Here is a 24,750-nt window from a genome sequence, read left to right as displayed (position 1 = left end):
GGTCAGCCCGATTCCAGCTCGCTGTGCAGTTCCTGCAGACTCATCACCCCGATGTCGCCGCGGATGCCGGCCTCGATGCCCTGCACCGCCGCCGAGGCACCCTGCACCGTCGTCACGCACGGGATGTTCATGGACACCGCGGCCGAGCGGATCTCGTAACCGTCGATGCGCGGGCCGGAATTGCCGTACGGGGTGTTGATCACCATGTCCACCTCGCCGGCGCGGATGGCGTCCACCGCCGACAGCCGCTTGTCGTCGGCTCCACTGGGACTCTCGTAGTGCTTGCGCACCTCGTCACATGGAATGCCGTTGCGGCGCAGCATCTCCGCGGTCCCCTCGGTGGCCAGCACCCGAAAGCCCAGATCGGCGAGCCGCTTGACCGGGAACACCAGCGAGCGCTTGTCGCGGTTGGCCACCGAGACGAAGATGGTGCCCTCCTTGGGCAGTGACCCGTACGCCGCGGTCTGGCTCTTGGCGAAGGCGCTGCCGAAGTCGTGGTCGATCCCCATCACCTCGCCGGTCGACTTCATCTCCGGGCCCAGCAGCGAATCCACCTGCGCGCCGTCGGCGCGACGGAACCGGTGGAAGGGCAGCACCGCCTCCTTGACGGCCACCGGGGCATTGCGCGGTGTGGTCGCGCCGTCGCCGGTCGCGGCCAGCAACCCCTCCTCGCGCAGCTGGGCGATGCTGGTGCCGAGCATGATCCGCGCGCACGCCTTGGCCAGCGGCACGGAGGTCGCCTTGGACACGAACGGCACGGTGCGGCTGGCGCGCGGGTTGGCTTCGAGCACGTAGAGCACGTCGTCCTTGAGCGCGTACTGCACGTTGAGCAGCCCGACCACGCCGATGCCGTGCGCGATCGCCTCGGTGGCGCGGCGCACCGCCTCGATGTCGCTGCGGCCCAGCGTCACCGGCGGCAGCGCGCACGCCGAGTCGCCGGAGTGGATGCCGGCCTCCTCGATGTGCTCCATGATCCCGCCGAGGTAGACCTCGGTGCCGTCGCAGAGCGCGTCGACGTCGATCTCGATGGCGTCTTCGAGGAACCGGTCCACCAGCACCGGGTGCTCGGGTGAGAGTTCGGTGGCCCGGGTGATGTAGCCGTGCAGGGTCTCGTCGTCGTAGACGATCTCCATGCCGCGCCCGCCGAGCACGTAGGACGGCCGCACCAGCACCGGGTAGCCGATGTCGGCGGCGATGCGGCGGGCCTGGTCGAAACTGGTCGCCATGCCGAACCGCGGCGCGGGCAGCCCCGCGGAGTTCAGCAGTTCGCCGAAGGCGCCGCGGTCCTCGGCGAGGTCGATGGCCTTGGGGCTGGTGCCGACGATCGGAACCCCGGCCTTCTCCAGCCGTTCGGCCAGCCCGAGCGGGGTCTGGCCGCCGAGCTGGACGATCACCCCGGTGACCCCGGGACCGTCTGCCCCCGATGCCGATTCAGCGTAGTAGACCTCGAGCACGTCCTCGAAGGTGAGGGGCTCGAAGTAGAGCCGGTCGGCGGTGTCGTAGTCGGTGGACACCGTCTCGGGATTGCAGTTGACCATCACGGTCTCGAACCCGGCGGCGCTCAGCGTGGTGGCGGCGTGCACGCAGGAGTAGTCGAACTCGATGCCCTGGCCGATGCGGTTGGGCCCGGAACCGAGGATGAGCACCTTGGGCTTCTCGGCCTGGGGTGCGACCTCGGTCTCGGCCGACGGATCGAGTTCGTAACTGCTGTAGTGGTACGGCGTCTTGGCCTCGAACTCCGCAGCGCAGGTGTCGACCGTCTTGAACACGGGGTGGATACCGAGCCGCTGGCGCAGCGCGCGCACGCCCATCTCGCCGGCCAGTTCCGGTCGCAGCGCCGCGATCTGACCGTCGGACAGCCCGCTGTGCTTGGCCCGGCGCAGCAGCGACCCGTCGAGCACCGGCGCCTCGAGGATCTCCGCGCGCAGTGCCACCAGTCCATTGATCTGGTCGACGAACCACGGGTCGACACCGGAGGCCTCCGCCACCTGTTCGACCGAAGCGCCGAGGCGCAGCGCCAGCTCGATGTCGTAGACCCGGCCATCGGTCGGGGTGCGCAGCCCGGTGAGCACCTCGTCGACCGTCAGGTCGGGGTCCGGCGTGGTCCAGAAGCCGGCCCGTTTGGTCTCCAGCGACCGCATCACCTTGCCGAGCGCCTCGATGAAGTTGCGGCCCAGCGACATCGCCTCGCCGACCGACTTCATGGTGGTGGTCAGGGTGGCGTCGGCGCCGGGGAACTTCTCGAACGCGAACCGCGGCGCCTTGACCACCACGTAGTCGAGCGTCGGCTCGAAGCAGGCCGGCGTCTCCTTGGTGATGTCGTTGATGATCTCGTCGAGGGTGTAGCCGATGGCCAGCTTCGCGGCGATCTTGGCGATCGGGAAGCCGGTCGCCTTGGACGCCAGCGCACTCGAGCGCGACACCCGCGGGTTCATCTCGATGACGATCAGCCTGCCGTCGGCGGGGTTCACCGCGAACTGGATGTTGCAGCCGCCGGTGTCGACGCCGACCTCACGCAGGATCGCGATGCCCAGATCCCGCATGGTCTGGTACTCGCGGTCCGTCAGCGTCATGGCGGGCGCGACGGTGACCGAATCGCCGGTGTGCACGCCCATCGGGTCGAAGTTCTCGATCGAGCAGACGACCACCACGTTGTCGCGATGGTCGCGCATCAGCTCGAGCTCGTATTCCTTCCACCCGTAGATGGATTCCTCGATCAGCACGTTGGCCGACGGTGATGAGGCCAGGCCGTGCCCCGCCATCCGTTCGACGTCCTCGGCGGAGTACGCCATGCCCGACCCCAGCCCACCCATGGTGAACGACGGCCGGACGACCACCGGCAGCCCGAGGTCCTCGACGGTCTCACGGACCTCGTCCATGGTGAAACAGACCCGGCTGCGCGCGGATTCGCCGCCCACCTTGGCGACGATGTCCTTGAACTTCTGCCGGTCCTCACCGCGCTGGATCGCCTCGAAGTCGGCGCCGATCATCTCGATGCCGTAGCGCTCGAGTGCGCCGTTCTCGTACAGCGACACCGCGGTGTTGAGCGCGGTCTGCCCGCCGAGGGTGGCCAGCAGCGCGTCGATCTTGTTGCCGCGCTCGGCCTGCGCGGCGATCACCCGTTCCACGAACGCCGGCGTGATCGGCTCGATGTAGGTGTGGTCGGCGTACTCGGGGTCGGTCATGATCGTCGCCGGGTTGGAGTTGATCAGGCTGACCTGCAGGCCTTCGTCGCGCAGCACACGGCAGGCCTGGGTGCCGGAGTAGTCGAACTCCGCGGCCTGGCCGATCAGGATCGGACCGGAGCCGATCACCAGGATGTGGTTGAGGTCCTCGCGGCGCGGCATCTACTTCTCCTCCGCCATCAGGTCGACGAATTGGTCGAACAGGTAGTTGGCGTCGTGCGGACCGGCCGCCGCCTCGGGGTGGTACTGCACCGAGAACGCGCGGCCGTCAACGAGTTTCACACCCTCGACGACGCCGTCGTTGGCGCAGGTGTGGCTGACGACGGCGCGGCCGAACGGGGTGTCGAACTCCTCCCCCGCCTCGCCTTCGAGCGCGAAACCGTGATTCTGCGCGGTGATCGCGACGCTGCCGGTCTGGTGGTCGATCACCGGCACGTTGATGCCGCGGTGGCCGAACACCATCTTGTACGTCGACCGGCCCAGCGCGCGGCCGAGAATCTGGTTGCCGAAGCAGATGCCGAACAACGGGATCCCGGCGCCGAGCACCTCGCGGGTGACGCCGACGATGTGATCGGCGGTGGCCGGGTCGCCGGGACCGTTGGACAGGAACACCCCGTCCGGACGCAGGTCGGCGATCTGGTCGAACGTGGCCTCCGACGGCAGCACGTGGCTGCGGATGCCGCGACGGGCGAAGTTGCGCGGCGTGTTGGTCTTGATGCCCAGGTCGATGGCGGCGACGGTGAGCCGGTGGCCGCCCTCGGCCTCTACCACGTAGGTCGCATCGGTGCTGACCTGTCCGGCGAGATCGGCGCCGAGCATCGCAGGCTGGTTGCGCACCCGTTCCACCAGCTCGTCGGTGCCGGACAGCGCGTCACCGGAGAAGATTCCCGCCTTCATCGATCCGCGACTGCGCAGGTGCCGCACCAGCGCCCGGGTGTCGATGCCGGCGATCCCGACGATGCCCTGCGCCACCAGTTCGGCGTCCAGCGTGCCGGTGGCCCGCCAATTCGACGGGCGCGGCGACGGATCGCGCACCGCGTAGCCGGCCACCCAGATCTTGTCGCCGCGACTCTCGGCGTCCTCGTGGTTCCAGCCGGTGTTGCCGATCTGCGGCGCGGTGGCCACCACGATCTGTCCGTGGTAGCTCGGGTCGGTGAGCGTCTCCTGGTAGCCCGACATGCCGGTGGAGAACACCGCCTCCCCCAGCGTCTGGCCGACGGCGCCGAACTCCGTCCCGGTGAACGTCCGCCCGTCCTCGAGCACCAGTAGAGCTACAGATGTCACGCTGTCTTGCCTTCCACGTTGTCGCCGACGCTGTCGGTCGGGGGCGTCTGAACCCATTCGGCGTAGCGGCGCCGGTCGTCGGCCCGGAAGCCGGTGTCGATCTCGACTCCGGACGGCAGCCGCCACCGGATCGCCAGCACGCCGTCACCACGGTCCGCCCCGCGGTGCGGGATCACCTTGCCGGCGATACCCATCTCCGTGCGGATCGCCACGATCGTGTCCTCGGGGATCCAGATCGGCCCGGCGCCGGTGCGCTGCACCATGATTCCCTCCGGGTAGCGGGTGAGCACGGCCTTGGCCCGGAATCCGAGGTCGGCGGCGGCGACGCGGTCCTGCCAGCTCGGCGCCAGTGTGGTGCCGACGTACAGGCCGGGGGTGGCGGTGATCGTCGCGGAGCCCACCATGTCGGGCAGTGCCGGAAGCCTGCCGATCAGCTCGGCCTGCCGTTGCGCGCGACGCATCCAGCCGCGCAGCATCTGCCGGATGAAGAACGCGATCAGCAGCACCAGCAGTGCCGCCATGATCAGCGAGGCGATCAGCGTCGGGGTGTTCATGAGATTGGGCTCTTTCCGTCCCGCGCCGTGATCCTGCCGCGCAACATCGTCAGCGTGACGACCGCGGGCAGCGTCATCTGCTCGTAAGGCGTGTTGTCCGAGCGGCTGGCGAGATCCGAGCCCGCCACGGTCCAGGTGGTGTCGGGGTCGACGACGGTCAGGTTGGCCGGCTCACCGACCTCCAGCGGGCGGCCCTGATCCGGCAGCCCGACGATGCGCGCGGGATTCTCACTCATCACCCGGGCCACGTCCCGCCACGTCAGCAGGCCCGACCGCACCATCGTCTCGACCACCACCGACAACGCGGTCTGCAGGCCCAGCATGCCCGGGCGGGCATGGGCGAACTCGCACATCTTCTCGTGCTCGGCGTGCGGGGCGTGGTCGGTGGCGACACAGTCGATGACGCCGTCTGCCAGGGCCTGTCGCAGCGCCTCGGCGTCACCGGCCTCCCGCAGCGGCGGGTTCACCCGGTTGCGTCCGTCGTAGTCGGCCAGCCGGCTGTCGTCGAGCAGCAGGTGGTGCGGGGTCACCTCGGCGGTGATCGCGATGCCCTGCTCCTTGGCCCACCGGACGAGTTCGACGGTGCCCGCGGTCGACGCATGACAGATGTGCACGCGCGCGCCGGCGTCGCGGGCCAGCAGCGCGTCGCGCGCGACGATCGACTCCTCGGCGGCGCGCGGCCAGCCGGCGAGTCCGAGCCGCGCGGCAGTGGGACCCTCGTGGGCGACGGCGCCGACGGTGAGCCTGGGCTCTTCGGCGTGCTGGGCGATCAGCGCACCCAGACCGGTGGCGTACTCCAGTGCACGCCGCATCATCAACGGGTCGTGCACGCAGATGCCGTCGTCGGAGAACATCCGGACCTGCCCGGCCCCGGCCGCCATCATGCCCATCTCGGTGAGCTGGGTACCGGCCAGGCCGACGGTGACCGCGCCGACCGGGTGCACGTCCACCAGCCCGACCTGCTGCCCGCGGTGCCAGACATGGTCGGTGACCACCACGCTGTCGGCGACGGGATCGGTGTTGGCCATCGCGAAGACCGCGGTGAATCCGCCCAGTGCCGCTGCGGCCGAACCGGTTTCGATGTCCTCGGCGTACTCGCGGCCGGGTTCGCGCAGATGGGTGTGCAGGTCGACGAATCCCGGCAGCAGGATCTGCCCGTTGGCGTCGATCACGTCGGCGTCGTCCGGAACGGCGAGGCCGGCGCCGATCTCGCCGATCTGGCCGTCATCGACCAGCACGTCGACCGGATCACCCTCGCCGTAGAGGCGCACACCCCGGATCAGGACACTGGCACTCATGCGCTGATCGCCTCCTTTTCGGCGCCGACAAGCAGATGGAAGAGCACGGCCATCCGGACGTGCACCCCGTTGGAGACCTGTTGCAGCACGGCGGATTGCGACGAGTCGGCCACCGAGGAGGCGATCTCCATCCCGCGCAGCATCGGACCGGGATGCAGGACGACGGCGTTGCCCGGCAGCAGCGCCTGACGCTGCTGCGACAGGCCGTAGCGCACCGAGTACTCCCGACTCGACGGGAAGAAGCCGCCGTTCATCCGTTCGGCCTGCACCCGCAGCATCAGCACCGCGTCGGCGCCGGGCAGTTCGGCGTCCAGGTGGTGCGACACCGTGACCGGCCACTCGCTCGCGCCGACGGGCAGCAGCGTGGGCGGCGCCACGAGCACCACCTCGGCGCCGAGGGTGTGCAGCAGCGACACGTTGGAACGGGCGACCCGGCTGTGCAGGACGTCGCCGACGATCACCACCCGCCTGCCCTCGATGCCGCCGAGCCGCTGCCGGATGGTCAGCGCGTCGAGCAGCGCCTGCGTCGGGTGCTCGTGGGTGCCGTCACCGGCGTTGATCACGCTCGGGCCACCGTTGGGCTCCGCCGTCCACTCCGAGAGCTGTTGCGCCGCACCGGATGCGGGATGACGAATGATGAGAGCGTCGGCGCCCGCGGCCCGCAGTGTCAGCGCGGTGTCGCGCAGCGACTCCCCCTTGGCGACCGAGGACCCCGATGCGCTGACGTTGATCACGTCGGCGCTCATCCACTTGCCCGCCACCTCGAACGACACCCGGGTGCGGGTCGAGTTCTCGTAGAACATCGTGATCACCGTGCGGCCGCGCAGCGTCGGCAGCTTCTTGACCTCGCGGCCGAGCAGCGCCTGGCTGAACCGGTCGGCGTCGTCCAGGATCGCCGTGGCCTCGTCGCGGCTCAGGTCGGCGGCAGAGAGCAGATGCTTCACCTTTTCGGCCCTCCCTGGGGTGCGATGGACACGCCGTCGCGTCCGCCGTCGTTCTCCACCAGCCGCACCTTGACGTTCTCGCTACGCGAGGTGGGCACGTTCTTGCCGACGTAATCGGCGCGCAGCGGCAGTTCGCGGTGCCCGCGGTCCACCAGCACCGCGAGTTGCACGATCCGCGGCCGGCCGATGTCACGCAGCGCGTCCAGCGCCGAGCGCACCGAACGCCCGGTGTAGAGGACGTCGTCGACCAGGATCACCAGCGCACCGTCGATGCCGCCCGCGGGGATCGAGGTCTCCTCGAGCGGGCGTGGCGGCTTGCCCGCCAGGTCGTCGCGGTACAGCGTGATGTCCAGCGCGCCGTGCCCGACGGCCACGCCGGAGAACTCGCTGATGTTGGCTGCCAGCCGGGTCGCGAGCGTGACGCCGCGGGTGGGGATTCCGAGGAGCACCACGCGGGGCGCGTCGGCGCCGCCGTCGAGGGCGGTCTTCTCGATGATCTGATGCGCGATACGGGAAATGGTGCGGCCCACGTCCGCCGCCGTCATCAATTCCCGGTCGGGGTTGTCAGGACTGCCCACGCGCGATCCAGACCTCCTTCTCCGCCTCGCCGGACGGATCGTTAAAGGATGTCAAACTGCCGCGGAGCCTACCACCGCGGCGGCGCCCCGCCCGCGCTGGCTAGCCTGGCTAGGTGAATCTCAGTGGCAATCAGGCCTCCATCCGGGACGCAGTCGACGCCGGGGTGCTGGCCGGCGCGGTCACCCTGGTGTGGCGCGGCGGACGGATCGAACAGGTCAACGAGATCGGCCACCGCGACATCGAGGCCGGTCTGCCGATGCGGCGCGACACGGTGTTCCGCATCGCCTCGATGACCAAACCGGTGACGGTGGCGGCGGCCATGGCCCTCGCCGAAGAGGGCAAGCTCGCCCTGACCGACCCGGTGACCAAGTGGCTGCCCGAACTGGCCGACCTGCGGGTGCTGGACACCCCGGGCGGGCCGCTGGACCGCACGCACCCGGCCCGCCGGCCGATCACCGTCGACGACCTGATGACCCACCGCAGCGGGCTCGCGTACTTCTTCTCGGTCACCGGGCCGCTGGCCCGCGCGTACGGCCGCATCTCGGCCAAGCAGTCGCCGGACGCCTGGCTCGCCGAGATCGCCGCCCTGCCGCTGCAGCATCAGCCCGGCGACCGGATGACCTACAGCAACGCCACCGACGTGCTCGGCGTGCTGCTCGAACGCATCGAGGGCGCGACGCTGCACGACGTGCTGACCGAGCGGGTCCTCGGGCCGCTCGGCATGGTGGACACCGGGTTCTTCGTGGATCCGCGCAACCGGGGCCGGGTCGCGACGATGTACAAGCTCACCGACGACGAGACGCTCAGCCACGACGCGATGGGGCCGCCGACCACCACGCCGCCGCCGTTCTGCATGGGTGGGGCGAATCTGTTCTCCACCGCCGACGACTACCTGCGCTTCGCCCGCATGCTGCTGGAGGGCGGCACGGTGGACGGGGTGCGGGTGCTCTCCGAGGACTCGGTGCGGTCGATGCGCACCGACCGGCTGACCCCCGAGCAGAAGAGCCACCCGTTCCTGGGCATGCCGTTCTGGATCGGCCGCGGCTTCGGCCTGAACCTGTCGGTGGTCACCGACCCGGCCAAGTCACGGCAGCTGTTCGGGCCCGGCGGGGTGGGCACCTTCGGCTGGCCGGGCGCCTACGGGACGTGGTGGCAGGCCGACCCCGCCGCCGACATGATCCTGATCTACCTGATCCAGAACCTGCCCAACTTCGGCGCCGACGCCGCGGCCGCCGTGGCAGGCAACACGTCGCTGCTCACCCTGCAGTCCGTGCAACCGAAGTTCGTCCGGCAGACGTATCAGGCGCTCGGCCTGTGAGTCCTCAGCCGGCCAGCGCCCGGCGGGCGTAGGCACGGACGTCGGCGTCCCCGTCGTCCAGCGCCAATCCGAGGGCATCCCGGGCGGCCTGCTCCGAGGACGCCCACCGGGTGAGGCTGAGCACCGCGGCCTTGCGGACGTCAAGGTGTGGGTCGGCCAACGCCCGGGACAGCGGCGGCACCGCCGTCGACGGGGACGGCGCCCCGGCCAGCGCCCTGGCCGCGCCCTGGCGGATCTGCCAGGCCGACGCGGCCAGTGCGCCCTCGACGGTCGGTCCGTCGTCGGCGCCCCACCCGATCGCTCCCATAGCGGCCAGCGCGGCGGCGCGCACCAGCGGGTCGGCGTCGTCGATCAGGGCGCGCACGGTGTCGGCGCCCGCCCCGAGGGTGCCCAGCCCGTTGGCGACGGCGATGCGGACCTCGCGGTTGTCGTCCGCGGCACCCGCCGCCACCCCGTCGACGTCGTCGACCGACACCAGCGCCCGCACCGCCTCGATGCGCACCCGGTGGTCGACGTCGGAAAGCGCCTCGCGGTAGGCGTCCGCCGCATCCACCCGCCGCGAGCTGAGCAGATAGAGGGCGACGGCGCGCACCACGGCGTCCGGCGAGACCCGATGCACGGCAATCTTTTCCGGGGTGGGTAGCACCTCGACGAGCTCGCGGACGCCGTCGGCTGCGACGGCACGCACCTCGGGCGCCTCGTCGCCCAGTGCGCGGAACAGCCCGTCGGCGTAGCCGTCCGGCAGTACCTCGACCAGCGTGGCCACCGCCGTGCGCCGCACTCCCGGATCGGGGTCGTCGAGATACCCGGCGAGGTCGGCCATCGAAGGCTCCTCCAGCGCGAGCACCGCGGCGATGCGCGGGGACGGCGGTTCGGCGGCCACAGCGCGCGGCCGGATCTTCTCGTCCAGCGGGGCGCGACCCCCGACCAGCTCCGGCTGCGCCACCGTGGTCACCGGGGCGTCCGACGGCAGATGATCCAGACCCGGCACCGGCACGAAATACGCTGCCACGGGCCGCTTCAGGAACTCCATCGACCCGTCAGCGGTCTTGCGCAGATTCAGGTGGTAGCGCCAGTTCTCGTCGTCGCGGCCGGGCAGGTCGGCACGGTCGTGGTAGAGCCCCCAGCGCGATTCGGTGCGGGTCAGCGACGACCTGGCGGCCATCTCCGCGCAGTCGCGGATGAACGACACCTCCACCGCGCGCATCAACTCGTGCGGAGTGGTGGCGCCCATCCCGGCGATCTCGGTGCGCATCCGCTCGAAGGTCTGCACGGCGATCGACAACTTGGTGGCCGATTTCGGCGGCGCGACATAATCGTTGACGAACCGGCGCAGCTTGTACTCGACCTGGGGCTGGGGCGGACCGGCCGGATGCAGCAGCGGCCGGTAGATGAGGTCGTGCGCCTCCTGCAACTGGTCGCGGGGCAGGTCGGCCGGCACCGGCACATCCGCTAACGTGCCCGCGGCGTGCGATCCCGCCAGATCGCCGTAGACGAACGCGCCGATCATGTAGTTGTGCGGCACGCACGCCAGGTCGCCCGCCGCGTACAGTCCGGGAACCGTCGTGCGGGCATGCTCGTCCACCCAGACACCGGACGCGGAATGGCCGCTGCACAGCCCGATCTCGGAGATGTGCATCTCGATGTCGTGGGTGCGGTAGTCGTGGCCGCGGTTGGCGTGGAAGGTGCCACGGGTCGGCCGCTCCGTGGTGTGCAGGATGTTCTCCAGCGCCGACAGCGTCTCGTCGGGCAGGTGCGACACCTTGAGGTAGATCGGTCCGCGGGCGGACTCGATCTCCTCTTTGACCTCCGCCATCATCTGCCCCGACCAGTAGTCGGAGTCGACGAAGCGTTCGCCGAGGGCATTCACCTGGTAGCCGCCGAACGGGTTCGCGACATAGGCACATGCGGGGCCGTTGTAGTCCTTGATCAGCGGGTTGACCTGGAAGCACTCGATTCCGGACAGTTCGGCGCCGGCGTGGAAGGCCATCGAGTAGCCGTCGCCTGCGTTCGTCGGGTTCTCGTAGGTGCCGTAGAGGTATCCCGACGCCGGCAGCCCCAGCCGTCCACACGCCCCGGTCGCGAGCACCACGGCCTTGGCCGCGACCGTCACGAACTCACCGGTGCGGGTGTTGAACGCGGCGGCGCCGACGGCCCTCCCCTCATCGGTGAGCACCCGGACCGGCATCAGCCGGTTCTCGATCTGGATCTTCTCGCGCATCGACCGTTGCCGCAGCACCCGGTAGAGCGCCTTCTTGACGTCCTTACCCTCCGGCATCGGCAGCACGTAGGAACCGGACCGGTGCACGCGGCGTACGGCGTACTCGCCGTGCTCGTCCTTCTCGAACTTCACGCCGTAGCGCTCCAGCCGCTGCACCATGGCGAAGCCGCGGGTCGCGGTCTGATAGATGGTGCGCTGGTTGACGATTCCGTCGTTGGCGCGGGTGATCTCGGCGACGTAGTCCTCCGGCGTCGCCTTGCCGGGGATGACGGCGTTGTTGACGCCGTCCATGCCCATGGCCAGCGCACCGGAGTGCCGGACGTGCGCCTTCTCCAGCAACAGCACCCGGGCGCCGTGCTCGGCGGCCGACAGCGCGGCCATCGTTCCCGCGGTGCCGCCACCGATGACCAGCACGTCGCAGTCCAGCCGGGTGGGCTCGGGGGCGAGGGTGGGAATGTCCATCAACTGACGAGCTCCGACTGGTCGGGGGCGGTGCCCAGGTTCGAGATCGCCTCGGCGCGCAGCGCGGTGCGATCGACGGTGTGGTCGCGTGGGGTGGGGACGTCTAGCAGCGCGCGCAGCGGTTGCCCGGCCCGTCCGAGCACGGCGATGCGGTCGCCGATCAGCAGGGCCTCGTCGACGTCATGGGTGACGAACACCACGGTGGTGGGGTGCGCGCGCCAGGTGTCGATCAGCAACTCCTGCATGGTGGTTCGGGTCTGGGCGTCCAGGGCACCGAACGGTTCGTCCATCATCACCGCGCGCGGTTCGCCGGCGAGACCGCGGGCCAGTTGCACCCGCTGGCGCATCCCCCCGGACAGACTCTTCGGCAGGTAGCGCTCGAAGCCGGTGAGGCCGACGTCGGCGATCCACTTCAGCGCCTCCTCGCGGCGGCCCTGCCTCGGGCGGCCGGCGAGCTTGAGCGCCAGTTCGACATTCGACTGCACGGTGCGCCACGGCAGCAGCGCGTTGTCCTGGAACACCATCGCCCGGTCCCGCGACGTCGTGGTGACGGGCCGGCCGTCGGCGAGCACCTCCCCGGAGTCCGGTGTCAGCAGCCCGGCCAGCGCCCGCAGCACCGTCGACTTCCCGCATCCCGACGGGCCGGTGAGCACCAGGATCTCGCCCGGCCGCACGTCGAGGGACAGGCCGTCGATCACCGGCGCGCCGCCGTAGCTGAGCACCAGATCCCGCAGTGTGAGGTTCATTCCGCTCATCGGGCACCCCCCTCGCCGCGGGGCAGCCAGCGGGTGACGCGGCGGCCGATCAGCTCGACGGCGGCCGAGGTGGCGAACCCGAGCACACCGATGGTGATGATGCCGACGAACACCTGGGGGTAGGCCAGCACGGTGTAGGCCTGCCAGGTGCGGTATCCCACGCCGAGCCGGCCCGAGATCATCTCGGCGGAGATGACGCAGATCCAGGCGACGCCGATGCCGACCGACAGGCCGCCGAACACGCCGGGCAGGATGCCCGGCAGCACGACCCGGGTGAGGACGTCCCAGCGGTTGCCACCGAGGGTGCGCACCGAGTCCTCCCACAGGGTGGGCAGCGCGCGCACCGCATGCCGGGTGCTGACCATGATCGGGAAGTACGCGGCCAGGAAGGTGATGAACACGATCCCGGCTTCGTCGGTGGGGAACAGCAGGATCGCCACGGGCACGATCGCAATGGCGGGGATGGGCCGGGCGAGTTCGGTCAGCGGGCCGAACACATTGGCGAACCTCGGCGAACGACCGAGCATGATGCCGGTGACGACGCCGGCGACCGCCGCGAGTGCGAAGCCGGTGAGGATCCGGATCAGGGACTGGCCCAGGTCGAGCCAGTAGTCCGGGGTGCCGAGGCGGGCGTCGAACGCGGCGATCACCTCGGTGACGGTCGGCAGGGTGTCGAAGCGCAGCCACAGCCGGACGTCGTTGGCGGTCAACAGCTGCCAGAGTGCGATGGCGGCTGCCACCGAGGCGATGCGCACCGCCCACGAGGCCAACGGCCGGCGTCGCGCCGCGGGGCGGGACGGTGCCGCCGGTACGGCGACGGCGGGTTCGTCGGCGGTGAGCACCGCGGGCGGGGCGGTCACACCGCACCCGCCAGCGCCTGCTGGTAGTCCACGACCGTCGACCCGGGGTGGCTTCCGGTGTAGCGCTGGGCGCCGGCGAGGGTACCGAACGGCAGGTACTGCGGGCTCCGTTGGTCGCCGGAGCGCACCCAGACCGACTTGTCGGCGAACCAGCGGGTGCCGTACTCGGTGTCGGACACATATGCCGCACGGACCTTCTCGCCGCGGGCGGTGGCCTCACGCACGGCACGCAGCAGGCATCCCGGGTTCGCCGCAGGCTGGGTGGCGTCGCGGCCGTCGAGCCAGAGTTCGCCCGCCAGGCGGGGATCGGTGACCGCGGCATTGCACACGGGGTCCTGGCCGCGGATCACCGACGGGTTGGCGGTGCTGGCGCGGGCGGCGTCGTAGTCCACGCCGCGTTCGGCGAAGGCCTTGCGGATGGCCTCGTCGGAGACGAACCCGTCGATGTCGAGGTCGGCGAAGTCGCCGATGGACTTCAGGTAGGGCACGTCACCCTTGAAGGCCTCGATCAGCGACGGCTTGAGGGTGGTGTCGAAGCTGGTGCCGCCCGGGCCGTTGTAGAGGTAGACGACCTCCTCGGGCAGTCCGCTGCCCTCGGCGACGAGTTTCGCCGATTCCAGCGGCTTCTCGTTGAGGAAGTCGGTGGCGTCGAGTTGAGCCTGCAGGAACGCGTCGAGCACCTCGGGGTGGCTGTCGGCGTAGCCACGGCGGACGACGACGCCGTGGAAGGTCGGATAGTCGCCCTCGGCGCCGTCGTAGAGCAGCTTCGCCTTGTCCTGGAAGACCAGCAGTCCCGGCCAGGCGACGAACTGCGAGAGTGCCTGCGCCTGACCCGATTCCAGGGCCGACGCGCCGACCTGTGGCTGCTGGTTGAGCACCTCGACGCCGCTCTTGGGGTCGATGCCGGCGTTGTCGAGCGCCCGGACCAGGGTGCCGTGGCCGGCCGAACCCACACTGGCCGAGACCTTCTCACCGCGCAGGTCGGTGACCGACCTGATCGGCGAATCCGGCGGCACCACGATCATGTTCAGCGACCCGGTGGGGCTGTAGCCGGTGACGGAGACGAACTCGGTGCGCGCCCGCTCGTTGGCCTGGGTCTTGGAGCCGTTGATGAGCAGCGGATAGTCGCCCATGGAGCCGATGTCGATCTTCTCGGCGACCATCTGCGCGGTGATCGGCGCGCCGGTGTCGTAGTCCTGCCATTGGACGTTGTAGTCGACGCCGGTGGACTCGCCGGCGTCGGCGAGCCGCTGTTCCAGGAAACCCTTGGCCTTCAACAGGGTTCCGGCGGTGACGGTGTTGATGGTCTTGGACTGGTAGCCGATGACCACGTTGACGGTGCCGTCGGATTGTGACTGCGAATCGAGCGAGCAGGCGGCCAGCGAGCCGACGATGGCGGCGGCGAGCGCCACGGCGATGGTGCGTTTCATGTGCGGTGTCCTGGGAGGTCGGGGCTGACGAGCCGGACTAGCGGATCAGGTAGGGCATGTTGACGGTGACGGCGCCGGTGGGACAGCGGGCCGCGCACGGGCCGCAGTACCAGCATTCGTCGACGTGCATGAACGCCTTGCCGTTCTCCGGGTTGATGGCCAGCGAGTCGAGCGGGCACACGTCGACGCACAGGGTGCAGCCCTCGATGCACAGCGATTCGTCGATCGTCACCGGAACGTCGGCGCGTTGGTTGTTCACCAGCGTCATGAGTCACTCCTGATCAGGTTGCCGCGCATGGTGATCCGGTCGCCACGCATGCGGATGTACTCCAGGTCGACGGGCCTGCCGTCGTCGAGACTGGCGAGGCGTTCGAGCATCAGCAGTGCGGCGCCGTCGGGCACCTGCAGCGTCGCCGCCGAATGAGGGTCGGCCGACACCGCTTCGAGCGCCAGCGTCGCCGCACCGAGACGCTGCCCACTGACCTGTTCGATGAGGGCGAACACGTCGTTGTTCTCCAACCGGTGTTCGAGCACCTGCTCACCGATGTCGGGGGCGAGGTAGGTCAGGTCGAGGGACAGCGGGAGGTCGCCGAGATAGCGCAGCCGCTCCACGAACACCACCTGCGCACCGGGCGGCAGTTGCAGCCGGCGCGCCACCGCGGGCGGGGCGGCCAGCCGCATCGCCGCCCGTACCTCGTTGCGCACCTCGCCGTAGCCCTTGAACGTCTCCTTGAGGCCGGCCAGCGCGTCGAGTCCGTGGTCGTACTTGCGGACCGCGACGTGGGTGCCGACCCGTGGGCCGCGGTCGATGAGGCCCTCGTTCTTCAGCACGGCGAGCGCCTCGCGAACGGTGTTGCGGGAGACGAAGAATTCGGCGGCGAGATCCTGCTCGGCGGGAAGTCCGTCGGCGTAGGCGCCGGCGTGGATCTGGTGGCGCAGCACATCGGCCACCTGCCGGGCCCGGTCCGCGCGCGCACGCCGGTCCGGCAGCGGTACGGCTTCCGCTTCGTGGCCGGCTTCGTGACCGGCTGGGGCGTGCGACACGCGAATCACGTTAGGGCGCGATCCGCAAGACCTTCCCGCTGCGCGCGGCCACCCCGTGGTGCGGCCGTGCATTGCGCCGTCGCACACCACCGCCGACCTGGTGAATCAGCCGTTCCTCCGGCCATTGCGCCACCTCTGGGCGGAGCCGGAGTATTGCAATCGCGGTGAGCGAAAAGCCGCGCCGCGCGAGGTCCTTTCAGCCCTCCGGGGTGCCCCGCACCGCTTCCCGTACCGCCTGGGAGGCGGCTCGGATCTGTGGTGTCACCAGCATCACCTGGCCCAGCACACCGTTGACGAAGCTCGGCGAATCGTCGGTGGACAGCTGCTTGGCGAGTTCGACGGCCTCGTCGACGGCCACCGGTGCGGGCACGTCGTCGGCGTGCAGAAGCTCCCACACCGCGACCCGCAGAATGGCCCGGTCCACCGCAGGCAGCCGCTCCAGCGTCCAGCCCTGCAGGTGCGCCGAGATCAGGTCGTCGATGTGGGCGCCGTGCTCGGTGACGCCGTGCGCCACCGTGACCGTGTAGGGGTTGAGTGTGAACATGTCGGCCTGGGTGTGCGACAGCGCCGTTCTGGCCTCGGCGACCTCGGCCGGGCTGATGCCCCTGGCCTCGGCCTCGAACAGCAGGTCGACCGCCCGCTTGCGGGCCTGATGCCGGCCCTTGTCCGGCCGGTCAGGCATCGATCCGGGCTCCGGTGCGGTCAGGCATTGACCCGGCCGAGATAGTTGCCGTCGCGGGAGTCCACTTTGAGCTTGTCGCCGGTGTTGATGAACAGCGGGACCTGGATCTCGGCGCCGGTCTCAAGCGTCGCCGGCTTGGTGCCCGCGCTGGAGCGGTCGCCCTGCAGCCCCGGCTCGGTGGAGGCGACCAGGAGTTCGACGGTCACCGGCAGCTCCAGGTACAGCGGCGCCCCGTCGTGGAACGCGATCTGCACCGCCATGCCCTCCAGCAGGAAGCCCGCGGCACGGCCCACCAACGCCTCGGGCAGCGGGTGCTGCTCGTAGTCCTCGGAGTCCATGAACACGAAGTCCGACCCGTCGCGGTACAGGTAGGTGGCGTCGCGGCGGTCCACGGTCGCCGTCTCCACCTTCACCCCGGCGTTGTAGGTCTTGTCGACGACCTTGCCCGACAGCACGTTCTTGAGCTTGGTGCGCACGAAGGCGGGCCCCTTGCCGGGCTTGACGTGCTGGAATTCGGTGATCTGCCACAGCTGGCCGTCGATGTTGAGGACGAGCCCGTTCTTGAAGTCGGCGGTCGATGCCACGGTCGGTACTGCTCCTAGCTCTCTGTGTCAGAGGATGGCCAGTTCCTTGGGGAACCGGGTGAGTAAGTCGGGGGTGTCTGATTCCTCACTGACGACCAGCGTGTCCTCGATGCGGACGCCGCCGCGGCCGGGTAGGTAGACACCGGGTTCCACGGTGACCGCGGAGCCAGCAAGCAGTGTACCGGCGGCTGCGGAGTTGATTCCCGGCGCTTCGTGGATCTGCAGACCCACCCCGTGACCGAGGCCGTGGCCGAAGTTCTCGCCGTGGCCGGCGTCGACGATCACCTGCCGGGAGGCGGCGTCCACACCCTTGAGGGTCACCCCGGCTGCGAGCGCCTCACGGCCGGCGCGCTGCGCGTCGGACACCAGGGTGTAGATGTCGCGCTGCCACTGCTCGGCACGGCCGAGCACGAAGGTGCGGGTCATGTCGGAGTGGTAGCCGGCCACCAGCGCACCGAAGTCGATCTTGACGAAGTCGCCGGTGGCGAGCACCGCGTCGGTCGGCCGGTGATGCGGTATCGCCGAGTTGGCGCCTGCCGCCACAATGGTCTCGAACGACACGCCGTCGGCGCCGCGGTCCAGCATCAACGACTCGAGCTCCCGGCCGACTTCCTTCTCGGTACGGCCCGGCCGCAACCCGCCCCGGTCCACCAGGTCGGTCAGCGCGGCGTCGGCGGCCTCGCAGGCGAGCCGCAGCAGCGCGATCTCGCCGGCGTCCTTGACCTCACGCAGCGCTTCGACCGTCCGCGGCGCGCGGACCAGTTCGATGTCCGTCGCCGCCTCGAGCAGCCCGCGGTGACCGTCGACGGTGACCACGTGACTCTCGAAGCCCAGTCGGCCGATCCGTGCGGCCCCGGCCCGCGCCACCAGGCACGGCCCCACCGCCCGGTCGATCACCACCTCCACGTCGGGCGCCTGCTGCGCGGCCTGCGTGCGGTACCGCCCGTCGGTGGCCAGCACGGCGGCCGGCGTGTCGGTGAGAATCAGCAGCGCGGCGTTCGAGCCGGTGAAACCGGACAGATAACGCACGTTGACCAGGTCGGTGACCAGCATGGCAGCCAGGTCGGCGGCCTCGAGCCGGGCGCGCAACCGATCTCTACGCTGGGAATGAGTCACAGCCGCTGACGGTACTCGCTACGCTGTGCCCTCATGAGCAAGTGGTTAGTGCGCGGACTGGTCTTCGCTGCCCTGATGGTGATCGTCCGATTGGTGCAGGGAGCGGCGATCAATGTGTGGGAGACCAAGGCCACCCTCATCAGCGTCGTCCTCGTCGTTCTCTTCATCATCGCCGTGTTCGCCTGGGGGCTGATCGACGGCCGGGCCGACGCACGCAGCAACCCCGATCCCGAGCGGCGTTCCGACCTCGCGATCGTGTGGCTGTTGGCCGGGCTGTTCGCCGGGGTGGTCAGCGGCTTCGTCGCGTGGTTCATCGGGATCTTCTACAAGAGCCTGTACGTCGAGGGGTTGCTGAACGAGCTCACCACGTTCGCGGCCTTCACCGCGCTGATGACGTTCCTGTTCGCCATCCTCGGCGCCACCATCGGCCGCTGGCTGGTGGACCGCAAGGCGCCGGAGCAGACCCGCCGCCGTGAGGGCACGGACGACGACCGGGCCGACACCGACGTGTTCGCCGCGGTGCGCAGCGGCGACCGGCAGGACGACCGGCAGGACGACGGGTCCAACGCGCAATACGCCGATGGACAGCAGACGACCCCGCACCAGACGGCGACGGCGGTCGACGAGCCGACCACCCCGCGCCAGCAGCAGCAGCCCTAGTCGAGCGTCGCCAGGTAGCGCAGCGCCGCGACGTAGCCCTGCACGCCAAGTCCGACGATCACGCCGGTCGCGACCTCGCTCAGGTACGAGTGGTGCCGGAACTGCTCGCGCCGGTGCACGTTGGAGATGTGCACCTCGATCAGCGGGGCGCTCAGTTCGGCGCACGCGTCGCGCAGCGCGATCGAGGTGTGGGTGAACGCGCCGGCATTGAGCACCACGGCCTCCCCCGCATCGGCGGCGTCGTGCACCCAGCCCAGCAGGTCGGCCTCGCTGTCGCTCTGCCGGACCGACACCTCGAGCCCCAGCTCGGCGGCCTCCCGTTCGATCAGCGCGACCAGGTCGTCATGGGTGGTGCTGCCGTAGACCGCGGGCTCGCGGCGGCCCAGCCGGCCGAGGTTGGGTCCGTTGAGCACCCGTACGGTCGTCACGATCCGGCTCCGATCTCGGCGTAGGCGGCGGCCAGCAGCGCGGGGTCCGGGCCTTCCAGCCGGCCCGGCTTGGCCAGCCCGTCGAGCACCACGAAGCGCAGCACCCCGGAGCGGGTCTTCTTGTCGCCGGCCATGAACTCCACCAGTTGCGGCAGCGCGTCGGCGTCGTAGTGCACCGGCAGGCCCAGCGCGGTGAGCACCCGGCGGTGCCGTGCGGCGGTGTCGTCGTCGAGGCGGCCTGCCAGCCGGCCCAGTTCGGCGGCGAACACCAGTCCCACCGAGACCGCCGCGCCGTGGCGCCACTGGTAGCGCTCGCGCCGCTCGATGGCGTGCGCCAGCGTGTGGCCGTAGTTGAGGATCTCCCGCAGCGCCGACTCCTTCTCGTCGGCGGCGACCACCTCGGCCTTGACGGTGACCGAGCGCCGGATCAGCTCGGGCAGCACGTCCTTGGTGGGATCCAGGGCCGCCTCCGGGTCGGCCTCGATGAGGTCGAGGATCACCGGGTCGGCGATGAAGCCGGCCTTCACGATCTCGGCCATCCCCGCGACGATCTCGTTGCGGGGCAGGGTCGCCAGGGTGGCGAGGTCGACCAGCACCGCGGCCGGCTGGTGGAAGGCGCCGACGAGGTTCTTGCCCGCGTCGGTGTTGATGCCGGTCTTCCCGCCCACGGCGGCGTCGACCATCGCCAGCAGCGTGGTGGGCACGTGGACGATGTCGACCCCGCGCAGCCAGGTGGCCGCGGCGAAGCCGGCCACGTCGGTGGCCGCTCCCCCGCCCAGGCTGACGACGGCGTCCTTGCGGCCGATGCCGATGCGGCCCAGCACCTCCCAGATGAAGCCGACCACCGGCAGCTCCTTGCCGGCCTCGGCGTCGGGGATCTCGATGCGGTGGGCGTCGATGCCCTGCTCGGCCAGGTGGTGCCGGATAGTCTCGGCGGTCTGGGCGAGCGTGGGCTGGTGCAGCACCGCGACCTTGTGCCTGCCCGCCAGTGTGCGGCCCAGCTCGCCGAGCAGGCCGGTGCCGATGATCACGGGGTAGGGCCTGTCGACGAGCACGTCGACGACGACCGGGTCAGTCATTCCTTCGCTCCGGGTGCCGTGCGGCCATGACCGCGGGGGTGGGCGGGGTGTCGCTCTGCTGCTGCCCGGCGGGGCCGCGCCGCCACGGCGGTCGGCGGCGCCTGCGGGGGCGGGCCACCGGCTTGCCGGACGGGGCGGGTGCGGGCGCGGCGTCGAGCCGGGCCACGATGTGGCGCACGACCGCCCCGGGGTTGCGCCGGTTGGTGTTGATCCGCATGGTGGCCACCCGGCGGTACAGCGGTGCCCGGGCGGCCATCAGCTCGCGGAACTTCTCCGCCCTGTCGGGCCCGGCCAGGAGCGGCCGCACGGTGCTGCCGCCGGTGCGGCGCACCCCCTCGGCGGCGCTGATCTCGAGATAGATGACGGTGTGGCCGGCCAGCGCCTCGCGAACCCCGGGTGTGGTGACGGCGCCGCCGCCGAGTGACAGCACGCCGTCGTGGGTCTGCAGCGCCGAGCGCACGACCTGCTCCTCGATGCGGCGGAACTCCTGCTCGCCGTCGGTGCTGAAGATGTCGGCGATGGTGCGGCCGGTGGTCTGCTCGATCGCGGTGTCGGTGTCGAGCAGGGCCAGGCCGATCGCCTTGGCCAGTCGGCGTCCGATGGTCGACTTACCCGAGCCGGGCAGGCCGACGAGGACCGCCTTGGGCGCCATCAGCCCGACGCCTGCGCCGCGTGATCGGAGGGCGCACGCTCGGCGACCGCTCGCAGGTAGGAGTCGATGTTGGACCGGGTCTCGGAAAGCGAATCGCCGCCGAACTTCTGCAGCGCGGCACGCGCGACGACGAGCGCGACCATCGTCTCGACGACCACGCCCGCGGCCGGGACGGCGCACACGTCGGAGCGCTGGTGGATGGCGACGGCCTCGTCGCCGGTGGCCATGTCGACCGTGGCGAGCGCCCGGGGCACCGTGGAGATCGGCTTCATCGCGGCCCGCACGCGCAGCGCCTGGCCGTTGGTCATGCCGCCCTCGAGTCCGCCTGCGCGGTTGGTCGAGCGCAACACACCGTCGGGGCCGGGATACATCTCGTCGTGCGCCACGCTGCCGCGGCGGCGCGCGGTCTCGAATCCGTCGCCGATCTCGACGCCCTTGATCGCCTGGATGCCCATCACCGCGGCGGCCAGCTGGCTGTCGAGGCGGTTGTCGCCGCTGGTGAACGAGCCGAGACCGACCGGCAGCCCGGACACCACCACCTCGACGACGCCACCGAGGGTGTCGCCGTCGCGCTTGGCCGCCTCGATCTCGGCGATCATCGAATCCTCGGCGTCCTTGTCGAACGCCCGGACCGGGCTGTCGTCGATCGCGGTCAAGTCGCCGGGCTGCGGCGGCGGGCCGTCGTAGGGCTTGCTCGCGCCGATGGAGATGACGTGGGACAGCACCTCGACGCCGAGGGCCTCGCGCAGGAAGCCGCGTGCGATGGTGCCCGCGGCGACCCGGGCAGCCGTCTCGCGGGCGCTGGCGCGTTCGAGCACCGGGCGGGCGTCGTCGAAGCCGTACTTGAGCATGCCGGCGTAGTCGGCGTGGCCGGGCCGCGGCCGGGTCAGCGGCGCGTTGCGTGCGATGTCGGCCAGTTCGGCGGGGTCGACGGGGTCGGCGGCCATCACCGCCTCCCACTTCGGCCACTCGGTGTTGCCGATCTCGATGGCGATCGGCCCGCCGAGGGTGAGCCCGTGCCGGACGCCGGCCAGCACCGTCACCTGGTCCTGCTCGAACTTCATCCGGGCGCCGCGGCCGTAGCCGAGGCGGCGGCGCTTCAACTGGGTGCCGATGTCCTCGGAAGTGACATGCACACCGGCGACCATGCCCTCGAGCATGGCCACCAGGGCGCGGCCGTGCGATTCCCCGGCAGTGGTCCAACGCAACACGCGTCCTATCTTCCCACGTCGGGTTTCCCGGACGTAATTCGCCGATCCACGGCGCGTAGCCGACGGCGGCGGGCACCGACATCCAAGTGCTCGCGGGCGGTCGACCACAATCGCAAAACCGCCGTCACGGCCAGGAAACACACCGGCGGCACAGTCCATGCATGGACTCGCGATCAGCGCTCACCCTGAGTATCGGCGTGCTCGGCGGTGTGGCGGTGGCGCTGACCGCCGAGGTGATCACCGTCCCGATCTGGGTGGTGTTCCTCACGTGGGCGTCGTTCTTCTTCGTCGGCGGCGGTGTCGCCGGCTGGGTGCGTTCGCTGTCGAGCAACCTCGTCGGCGTCGTGATCGCCTCGGCCAGCCTGTTCGCCGGGCATCTGCTGGGCGGCAGCGTGTTCGCCGTCGCGCTGGCGGTGGGGGTCGGCAGCGCGGTGATGGTGCAGGCCTCCTGGGTGCCGCTGCTGTCGACCACTCCGGCCGTGGTGATCGGCTTCGCGGCCACCGTGTCGACGGTCGCGGGCACCGGTAACGCCGTCACCGTGACGACCATCAGCCATCCCGGTCTGGTGGCCGCGACGGCATGTGTGCTCGGCGCGTCCTTCGGGTTGCTCTCGGAATATGTGGCGACGCTGCTCACCCGCGACAGCGCGGTGGAGCCGACAACGGAAGGTAGTCCGGCACAATGAAACTGCAGCACAATCTCGGCGGTCTCGAAGGACTGCCGGAGCCGCTGAACTTCGAGAAGCGGGTGTTCGTCGAGGAGTGGGAGAAACGGATCTTCGGCATCCACGTCGCGATGATGGGATTGTCCAACCACCTGGGGTCGGCGTTGCCGCAGTATCCGATCGACGAAGTGCCGACCGCGTTCAAGGACGAGTGGACATGGGCGGATCTGCGCACCGGCGCCGAGGCGATGAACCCGTTCGACTACTTCAAGTTCCGCTACTACGAGAAATGGCTGGGCGGCATCACGCAGTTCTTCCTCGACAAGGGCTACCTCGCCGAAGACGAACTGACAGCACGCCAGGCCGAATCCGAAAACGTTGCAGCGCAGGATGCTTCACCGGCCGAGCCGGCCATCGACGAGCAGGTGGTGGCATACCTGCGCCAGGGCGACAGCCCGCGGCGCGACGTCGCCCACCCGAAGTTCGCCGTCGGCGACCAGGTGCGGATCACCAACGTCCCGGCCGGCGCGCACACCCGCCTACCCGGCCATCTGCGCGGACGGCTCGGCACGGTCGAGCGCGTCTTCGAGGGCGACTACGGCTATTTCACCCACACCGGCGACGGCATCGGGGACCCGATGCCGATCTACATCGTCGCCTTCACACCCGAGGAGATGTTCGGTCCGCGCGCCGAACCGGGACTACAGACGTTCTACGCCGAATTGTTCGAGGCCTACCTGGAAGGAGCCGGATGAGCGGGCAGTTCTCCTACCCCGACGACCGTGAGGACCAGTGCGGCGAAGGTCGCCGCACTGGAGTCGCTACTGGTCGAGAAGGGCATCATCACCCCGCAGACGGTGGACAAGGTGCTGGCCTACTTCGAGTCGGAGATGACACCGCTCAATGGCCGCAAGATCGTCGTGAAGGCTTGGACGGACCCGGATTTCGCGGCCCGCATCGTCGACGACACCCCGTCGGCCATCGAGGAACTCGACCTGCCCGACGGGATGGCAGGCGCCGAGGGTGAGCATCTGCAGGCGGTGGCCAACTCCCCCGGTGTGCACAATCTGGTGATCTGCACGCTCTGCTCGTGCTTCCCGTGGCCGGTGCTCGGCCTGCCGCCCTACTGGTACAAGGATCCGGTGTTCCGCTCGCGGGCCGCGCGCGAGCCGCGCAAGGTGCTCAGCGAGGTCGGCGTCGACCTGCCCGCGGACACCGAGATCAAGGTGTGGGACAGCAGCGGCCATTCACGCTGGTTCGTGATACCCGAACGACCGGCGGGCACCGACGATTTCACCGACGAGATGCTGATGGACCTTGTCACGACGGAGTCGATGATGGGTGTGGGACTCGCGGGACCGGCGTCATGAGGCTTCACGACACCTGCACCACGGACGCCGCAGCCCCGCAGTTCGACCACGAGTGGCAGCGCCGAGCCTTCGGCCTGGCGCTGGCGCTGTCGGAATTCGGCCACTACGACTGGAGCGACTTCCAGCAGAGCCTGATCGAGACCATCGGCCGCTGGGAGAACGCCCCCGACGGCCAACGCGGCGAGTGGCAGTACTACGACCACTGGGTGAGCGCGCTGCAGAAGGTGGTCGACGAGCACAGCGTCCTCGACGCACCCCCGCGCGGCGAGGACCACTAGACGGTATGGGGGGCTGGGGCCTCGCTCACATGTGAACGTGGGTTGCCGACAGGAAGTGGGTCCTGGCCGGTAGAGCCACAGATGTGGGAGG

The 24,750-nt window shown here is 70.1% G+C and carries 23 protein-coding genes and 2 pseudogenes; 6 read left to right on the top strand and 19 right to left on the bottom strand.

Going from position 1 to position 24,750, the window contains the following annotated elements; all coding sequences use genetic code 11:
* Positions 1 to 2: 2 nt before the first annotated feature.
* The 6 genes from carB to pyrR are packed head-to-tail and all read right to left on the bottom strand — an operon-like array spanning position 3 to position 7,843.
* A complete protein-coding gene (gene carB, locus ACPCHZ_RS27920) occupies positions 3 to 3,347 on the bottom strand; it encodes a carbamoyl-phosphate synthase large subunit (RefSeq protein WP_423487722.1) in 3,345 nt (1,114 codons plus the stop codon).
* Positions 3,348 to 4,526 (bottom strand): glutamine-hydrolyzing carbamoyl-phosphate synthase small subunit, encoded by a 1,179-nt coding sequence (gene carA / locus ACPCHZ_RS27915; protein ID WP_423487721.1) that lies wholly within the window; start codon positions 4,524 to 4,526, stop codon positions 3,348 to 3,350. It lies immediately after the preceding gene.
* Positions 4,466 to 5,023 carry a transporter gene (locus ACPCHZ_RS27910; RefSeq protein WP_423487720.1) on the bottom strand — a complete coding sequence of 186 codons (558 nt, stop codon included), beginning with the start codon at positions 5,021 to 5,023 and terminating at the stop codon, positions 4,466 to 4,468. The genes carA and ACPCHZ_RS27910 overlap by 61 nt, the downstream gene beginning before the upstream one ends.
* Positions 5,020 to 6,321, bottom strand: a complete 1,302-nt coding sequence (locus ACPCHZ_RS27905; protein WP_423487719.1) for a dihydroorotase — start codon at positions 6,319 to 6,321, stop codon at positions 5,020 to 5,022. Before ACPCHZ_RS27905 ends, ACPCHZ_RS27910 begins: the two co-directional genes overlap by 4 nt.
* Positions 6,318 to 7,265 (bottom strand): aspartate carbamoyltransferase catalytic subunit, encoded by a 948-nt coding sequence (locus ACPCHZ_RS27900; protein ID WP_423487718.1) that lies wholly within the window; start codon positions 7,263 to 7,265, stop codon positions 6,318 to 6,320. The genes ACPCHZ_RS27905 and ACPCHZ_RS27900 overlap by 4 nt, the downstream gene beginning before the upstream one ends.
* Positions 7,262 to 7,843 (bottom strand): bifunctional pyr operon transcriptional regulator/uracil phosphoribosyltransferase PyrR, encoded by a 582-nt coding sequence (gene pyrR, locus ACPCHZ_RS27895; RefSeq protein WP_423487717.1) that lies wholly within the window; start codon positions 7,841 to 7,843, stop codon positions 7,262 to 7,264. The genes ACPCHZ_RS27900 and pyrR overlap by 4 nt, the downstream gene beginning before the upstream one ends.
* Before the next feature lie 113 nt (positions 7,844 to 7,956).
* Here pyrR and ACPCHZ_RS27890 point away from each other — a divergent pair, with 113 nt between their 5' ends.
* Positions 7,957 to 9,162 (top strand): serine hydrolase domain-containing protein, encoded by a 1,206-nt coding sequence (locus tag ACPCHZ_RS27890; protein ID WP_423487716.1) that lies wholly within the window; start codon positions 7,957 to 7,959, stop codon positions 9,160 to 9,162.
* A gap of 4 nt (positions 9,163 to 9,166) precedes the next feature.
* Here ACPCHZ_RS27890 and ACPCHZ_RS27885 read toward each other — a convergent pair whose 3' ends face one another.
* From ACPCHZ_RS27885 to ACPCHZ_RS27845, 9 genes are all read right to left on the bottom strand, one after another.
* Positions 9,167 to 11,845 (bottom strand): fumarate reductase/succinate dehydrogenase flavoprotein subunit, encoded by a 2,679-nt coding sequence (locus tag ACPCHZ_RS27885; protein WP_423487715.1) that lies wholly within the window; start codon positions 11,843 to 11,845, stop codon positions 9,167 to 9,169.
* Positions 11,845 to 12,600 carry an ABC transporter ATP-binding protein gene (locus ACPCHZ_RS27880; RefSeq protein ID WP_423487714.1) on the bottom strand — a complete coding sequence of 252 codons (756 nt, stop codon included), beginning with the start codon at positions 12,598 to 12,600 and terminating at the stop codon, positions 11,845 to 11,847. Before ACPCHZ_RS27880 ends, ACPCHZ_RS27885 begins: the two co-directional genes overlap by 1 nt.
* Positions 12,597 to 13,370: an ABC transporter permease gene (locus ACPCHZ_RS27875; RefSeq protein WP_423487750.1), complete on the bottom strand. Its 774-nt coding sequence runs from the start codon at positions 13,368 to 13,370 to the stop codon at positions 12,597 to 12,599. Before ACPCHZ_RS27875 ends, ACPCHZ_RS27880 begins: the two co-directional genes overlap by 4 nt.
* An 86-nt stretch (positions 13,371 to 13,456) precedes the next feature.
* Positions 13,457 to 14,890, bottom strand: coding sequence for an ABC transporter substrate-binding protein (locus ACPCHZ_RS27870; RefSeq protein WP_423487713.1), 1,434 nt, complete (start codon positions 14,888 to 14,890; stop codon positions 13,457 to 13,459).
* Between the two features lie 37 nt (positions 14,891 to 14,927).
* Positions 14,928 to 15,158: a 4Fe-4S dicluster domain-containing protein gene (locus tag ACPCHZ_RS27865; protein ID WP_264015696.1), complete on the bottom strand. Its 231-nt coding sequence runs from the start codon at positions 15,156 to 15,158 to the stop codon at positions 14,928 to 14,930.
* The gene (locus tag ACPCHZ_RS27860) at positions 15,155 to 15,880 is read right to left on the bottom strand and encodes a GntR family transcriptional regulator (protein ID WP_423487749.1); all 726 of its coding nucleotides are present in this window, start codon (positions 15,878 to 15,880) and stop codon (positions 15,155 to 15,157) included. The genes ACPCHZ_RS27865 and ACPCHZ_RS27860 overlap by 4 nt, the downstream gene beginning before the upstream one ends.
* 250 nt (positions 15,881 to 16,130) lie before the next feature.
* On the bottom strand, positions 16,131 to 16,616 hold the full coding sequence (nusB, locus tag ACPCHZ_RS27855; protein ID WP_423487712.1) for a transcription antitermination factor NusB: 486 nt from the start codon (positions 16,614 to 16,616) through the stop codon (positions 16,131 to 16,133).
* 20 nt (positions 16,617 to 16,636) lie between these two features.
* Entirely contained in the window at positions 16,637 to 17,200 is a 564-nt protein-coding gene (gene efp, locus ACPCHZ_RS27850) for an elongation factor P (RefSeq protein WP_364979646.1), read from the bottom strand.
* A gap of 27 nt (positions 17,201 to 17,227) precedes the next feature.
* Entirely contained in the window at positions 17,228 to 18,316 is a 1,089-nt protein-coding gene (locus ACPCHZ_RS27845) for a M24 family metallopeptidase (protein ID WP_423487711.1), read from the bottom strand.
* A gap of 33 nt (positions 18,317 to 18,349) precedes the next feature.
* Between ACPCHZ_RS27845 and ACPCHZ_RS27840 the strand changes: the two genes are divergently transcribed.
* Positions 18,350 to 18,976: a B-4DMT family transporter gene (locus ACPCHZ_RS27840; RefSeq protein ID WP_423487710.1), complete on the top strand. Its 627-nt coding sequence runs from the start codon at positions 18,350 to 18,352 to the stop codon at positions 18,974 to 18,976.
* On the opposite strand, the gene aroQ is transcribed toward ACPCHZ_RS27840, so the two are convergent.
* The 4 genes and pseudogenes from aroQ to aroC all read right to left on the bottom strand — a co-directional run bounded on the left by aroQ (position 18,973) and on the right by aroC (position 22,346).
* On the bottom strand, positions 18,973 to 19,404 hold the full coding sequence (gene aroQ / locus ACPCHZ_RS27835) for a type II 3-dehydroquinate dehydratase (RefSeq protein WP_423487709.1): 432 nt from the start codon (positions 19,402 to 19,404) through the stop codon (positions 18,973 to 18,975). The two genes, ACPCHZ_RS27840 and aroQ, sit on opposite strands and share 4 nt — an antisense overlap.
* Positions 19,401 to 20,483: a 3-dehydroquinate synthase gene (gene aroB / locus ACPCHZ_RS27830; protein WP_423487708.1), complete on the bottom strand. Its 1,083-nt coding sequence runs from the start codon at positions 20,481 to 20,483 to the stop codon at positions 19,401 to 19,403. The genes aroQ and aroB overlap by 4 nt, the downstream gene beginning before the upstream one ends.
* Positions 20,484 to 20,610: 127 nt before the next feature.
* A pseudogene (locus ACPCHZ_RS27825) lies at positions 20,611 to 21,135 on the bottom strand (shikimate kinase); the annotation flags it as partial.
* Positions 21,135 to 22,346 carry a chorismate synthase gene (aroC, locus tag ACPCHZ_RS27820; protein WP_423487707.1) on the bottom strand — a complete coding sequence of 404 codons (1,212 nt, stop codon included), beginning with the start codon at positions 22,344 to 22,346 and terminating at the stop codon, positions 21,135 to 21,137. The gene aroC and the pseudogene ACPCHZ_RS27825, both read right to left, overlap by 1 nt.
* Before the next feature lie 161 nt (positions 22,347 to 22,507).
* Between aroC and ACPCHZ_RS27815 the strand changes: the two genes are divergently transcribed.
* From ACPCHZ_RS27815 to ACPCHZ_RS27800, 4 genes and pseudogenes are all read left to right on the top strand, one after another.
* Entirely contained in the window at positions 22,508 to 23,032 is a 525-nt protein-coding gene (locus ACPCHZ_RS27815) for a DUF1097 domain-containing protein (RefSeq protein ID WP_423487706.1), read from the top strand.
* Complete coding sequence (nthB, locus tag ACPCHZ_RS27810) at positions 23,029 to 23,766, top strand: nitrile hydratase subunit beta (protein WP_423487705.1); 738 nt, start codon at positions 23,029 to 23,031, stop codon at positions 23,764 to 23,766. Before ACPCHZ_RS27815 ends, nthB begins: the two co-directional genes overlap by 4 nt.
* A pseudogene (gene nthA, locus ACPCHZ_RS27805) lies at positions 23,763 to 24,381 on the top strand (nitrile hydratase subunit alpha). Before nthB ends, nthA begins: the two are co-directional and overlap by 4 nt.
* Positions 24,378 to 24,659, top strand: a complete 282-nt coding sequence (locus tag ACPCHZ_RS27800) for a nitrile hydratase accessory protein (RefSeq protein ID WP_423487704.1) — start codon at positions 24,378 to 24,380, stop codon at positions 24,657 to 24,659. Before nthA ends, ACPCHZ_RS27800 begins: the two are co-directional and overlap by 4 nt.
* The last annotated feature ends 91 nt before the right edge of the window (positions 24,660 to 24,750 follow it).

Source organism: Mycobacterium sp. NPDC050041 (genome assembly GCF_049541695.1).
GTDB lineage: Bacteria > Actinomycetota > Actinomycetes > Mycobacteriales > Mycobacteriaceae > Mycobacterium.
Note: the sequence above shows the minus strand (reverse complement) of the source record. Positions and strands in the feature narration are given on the sequence as shown.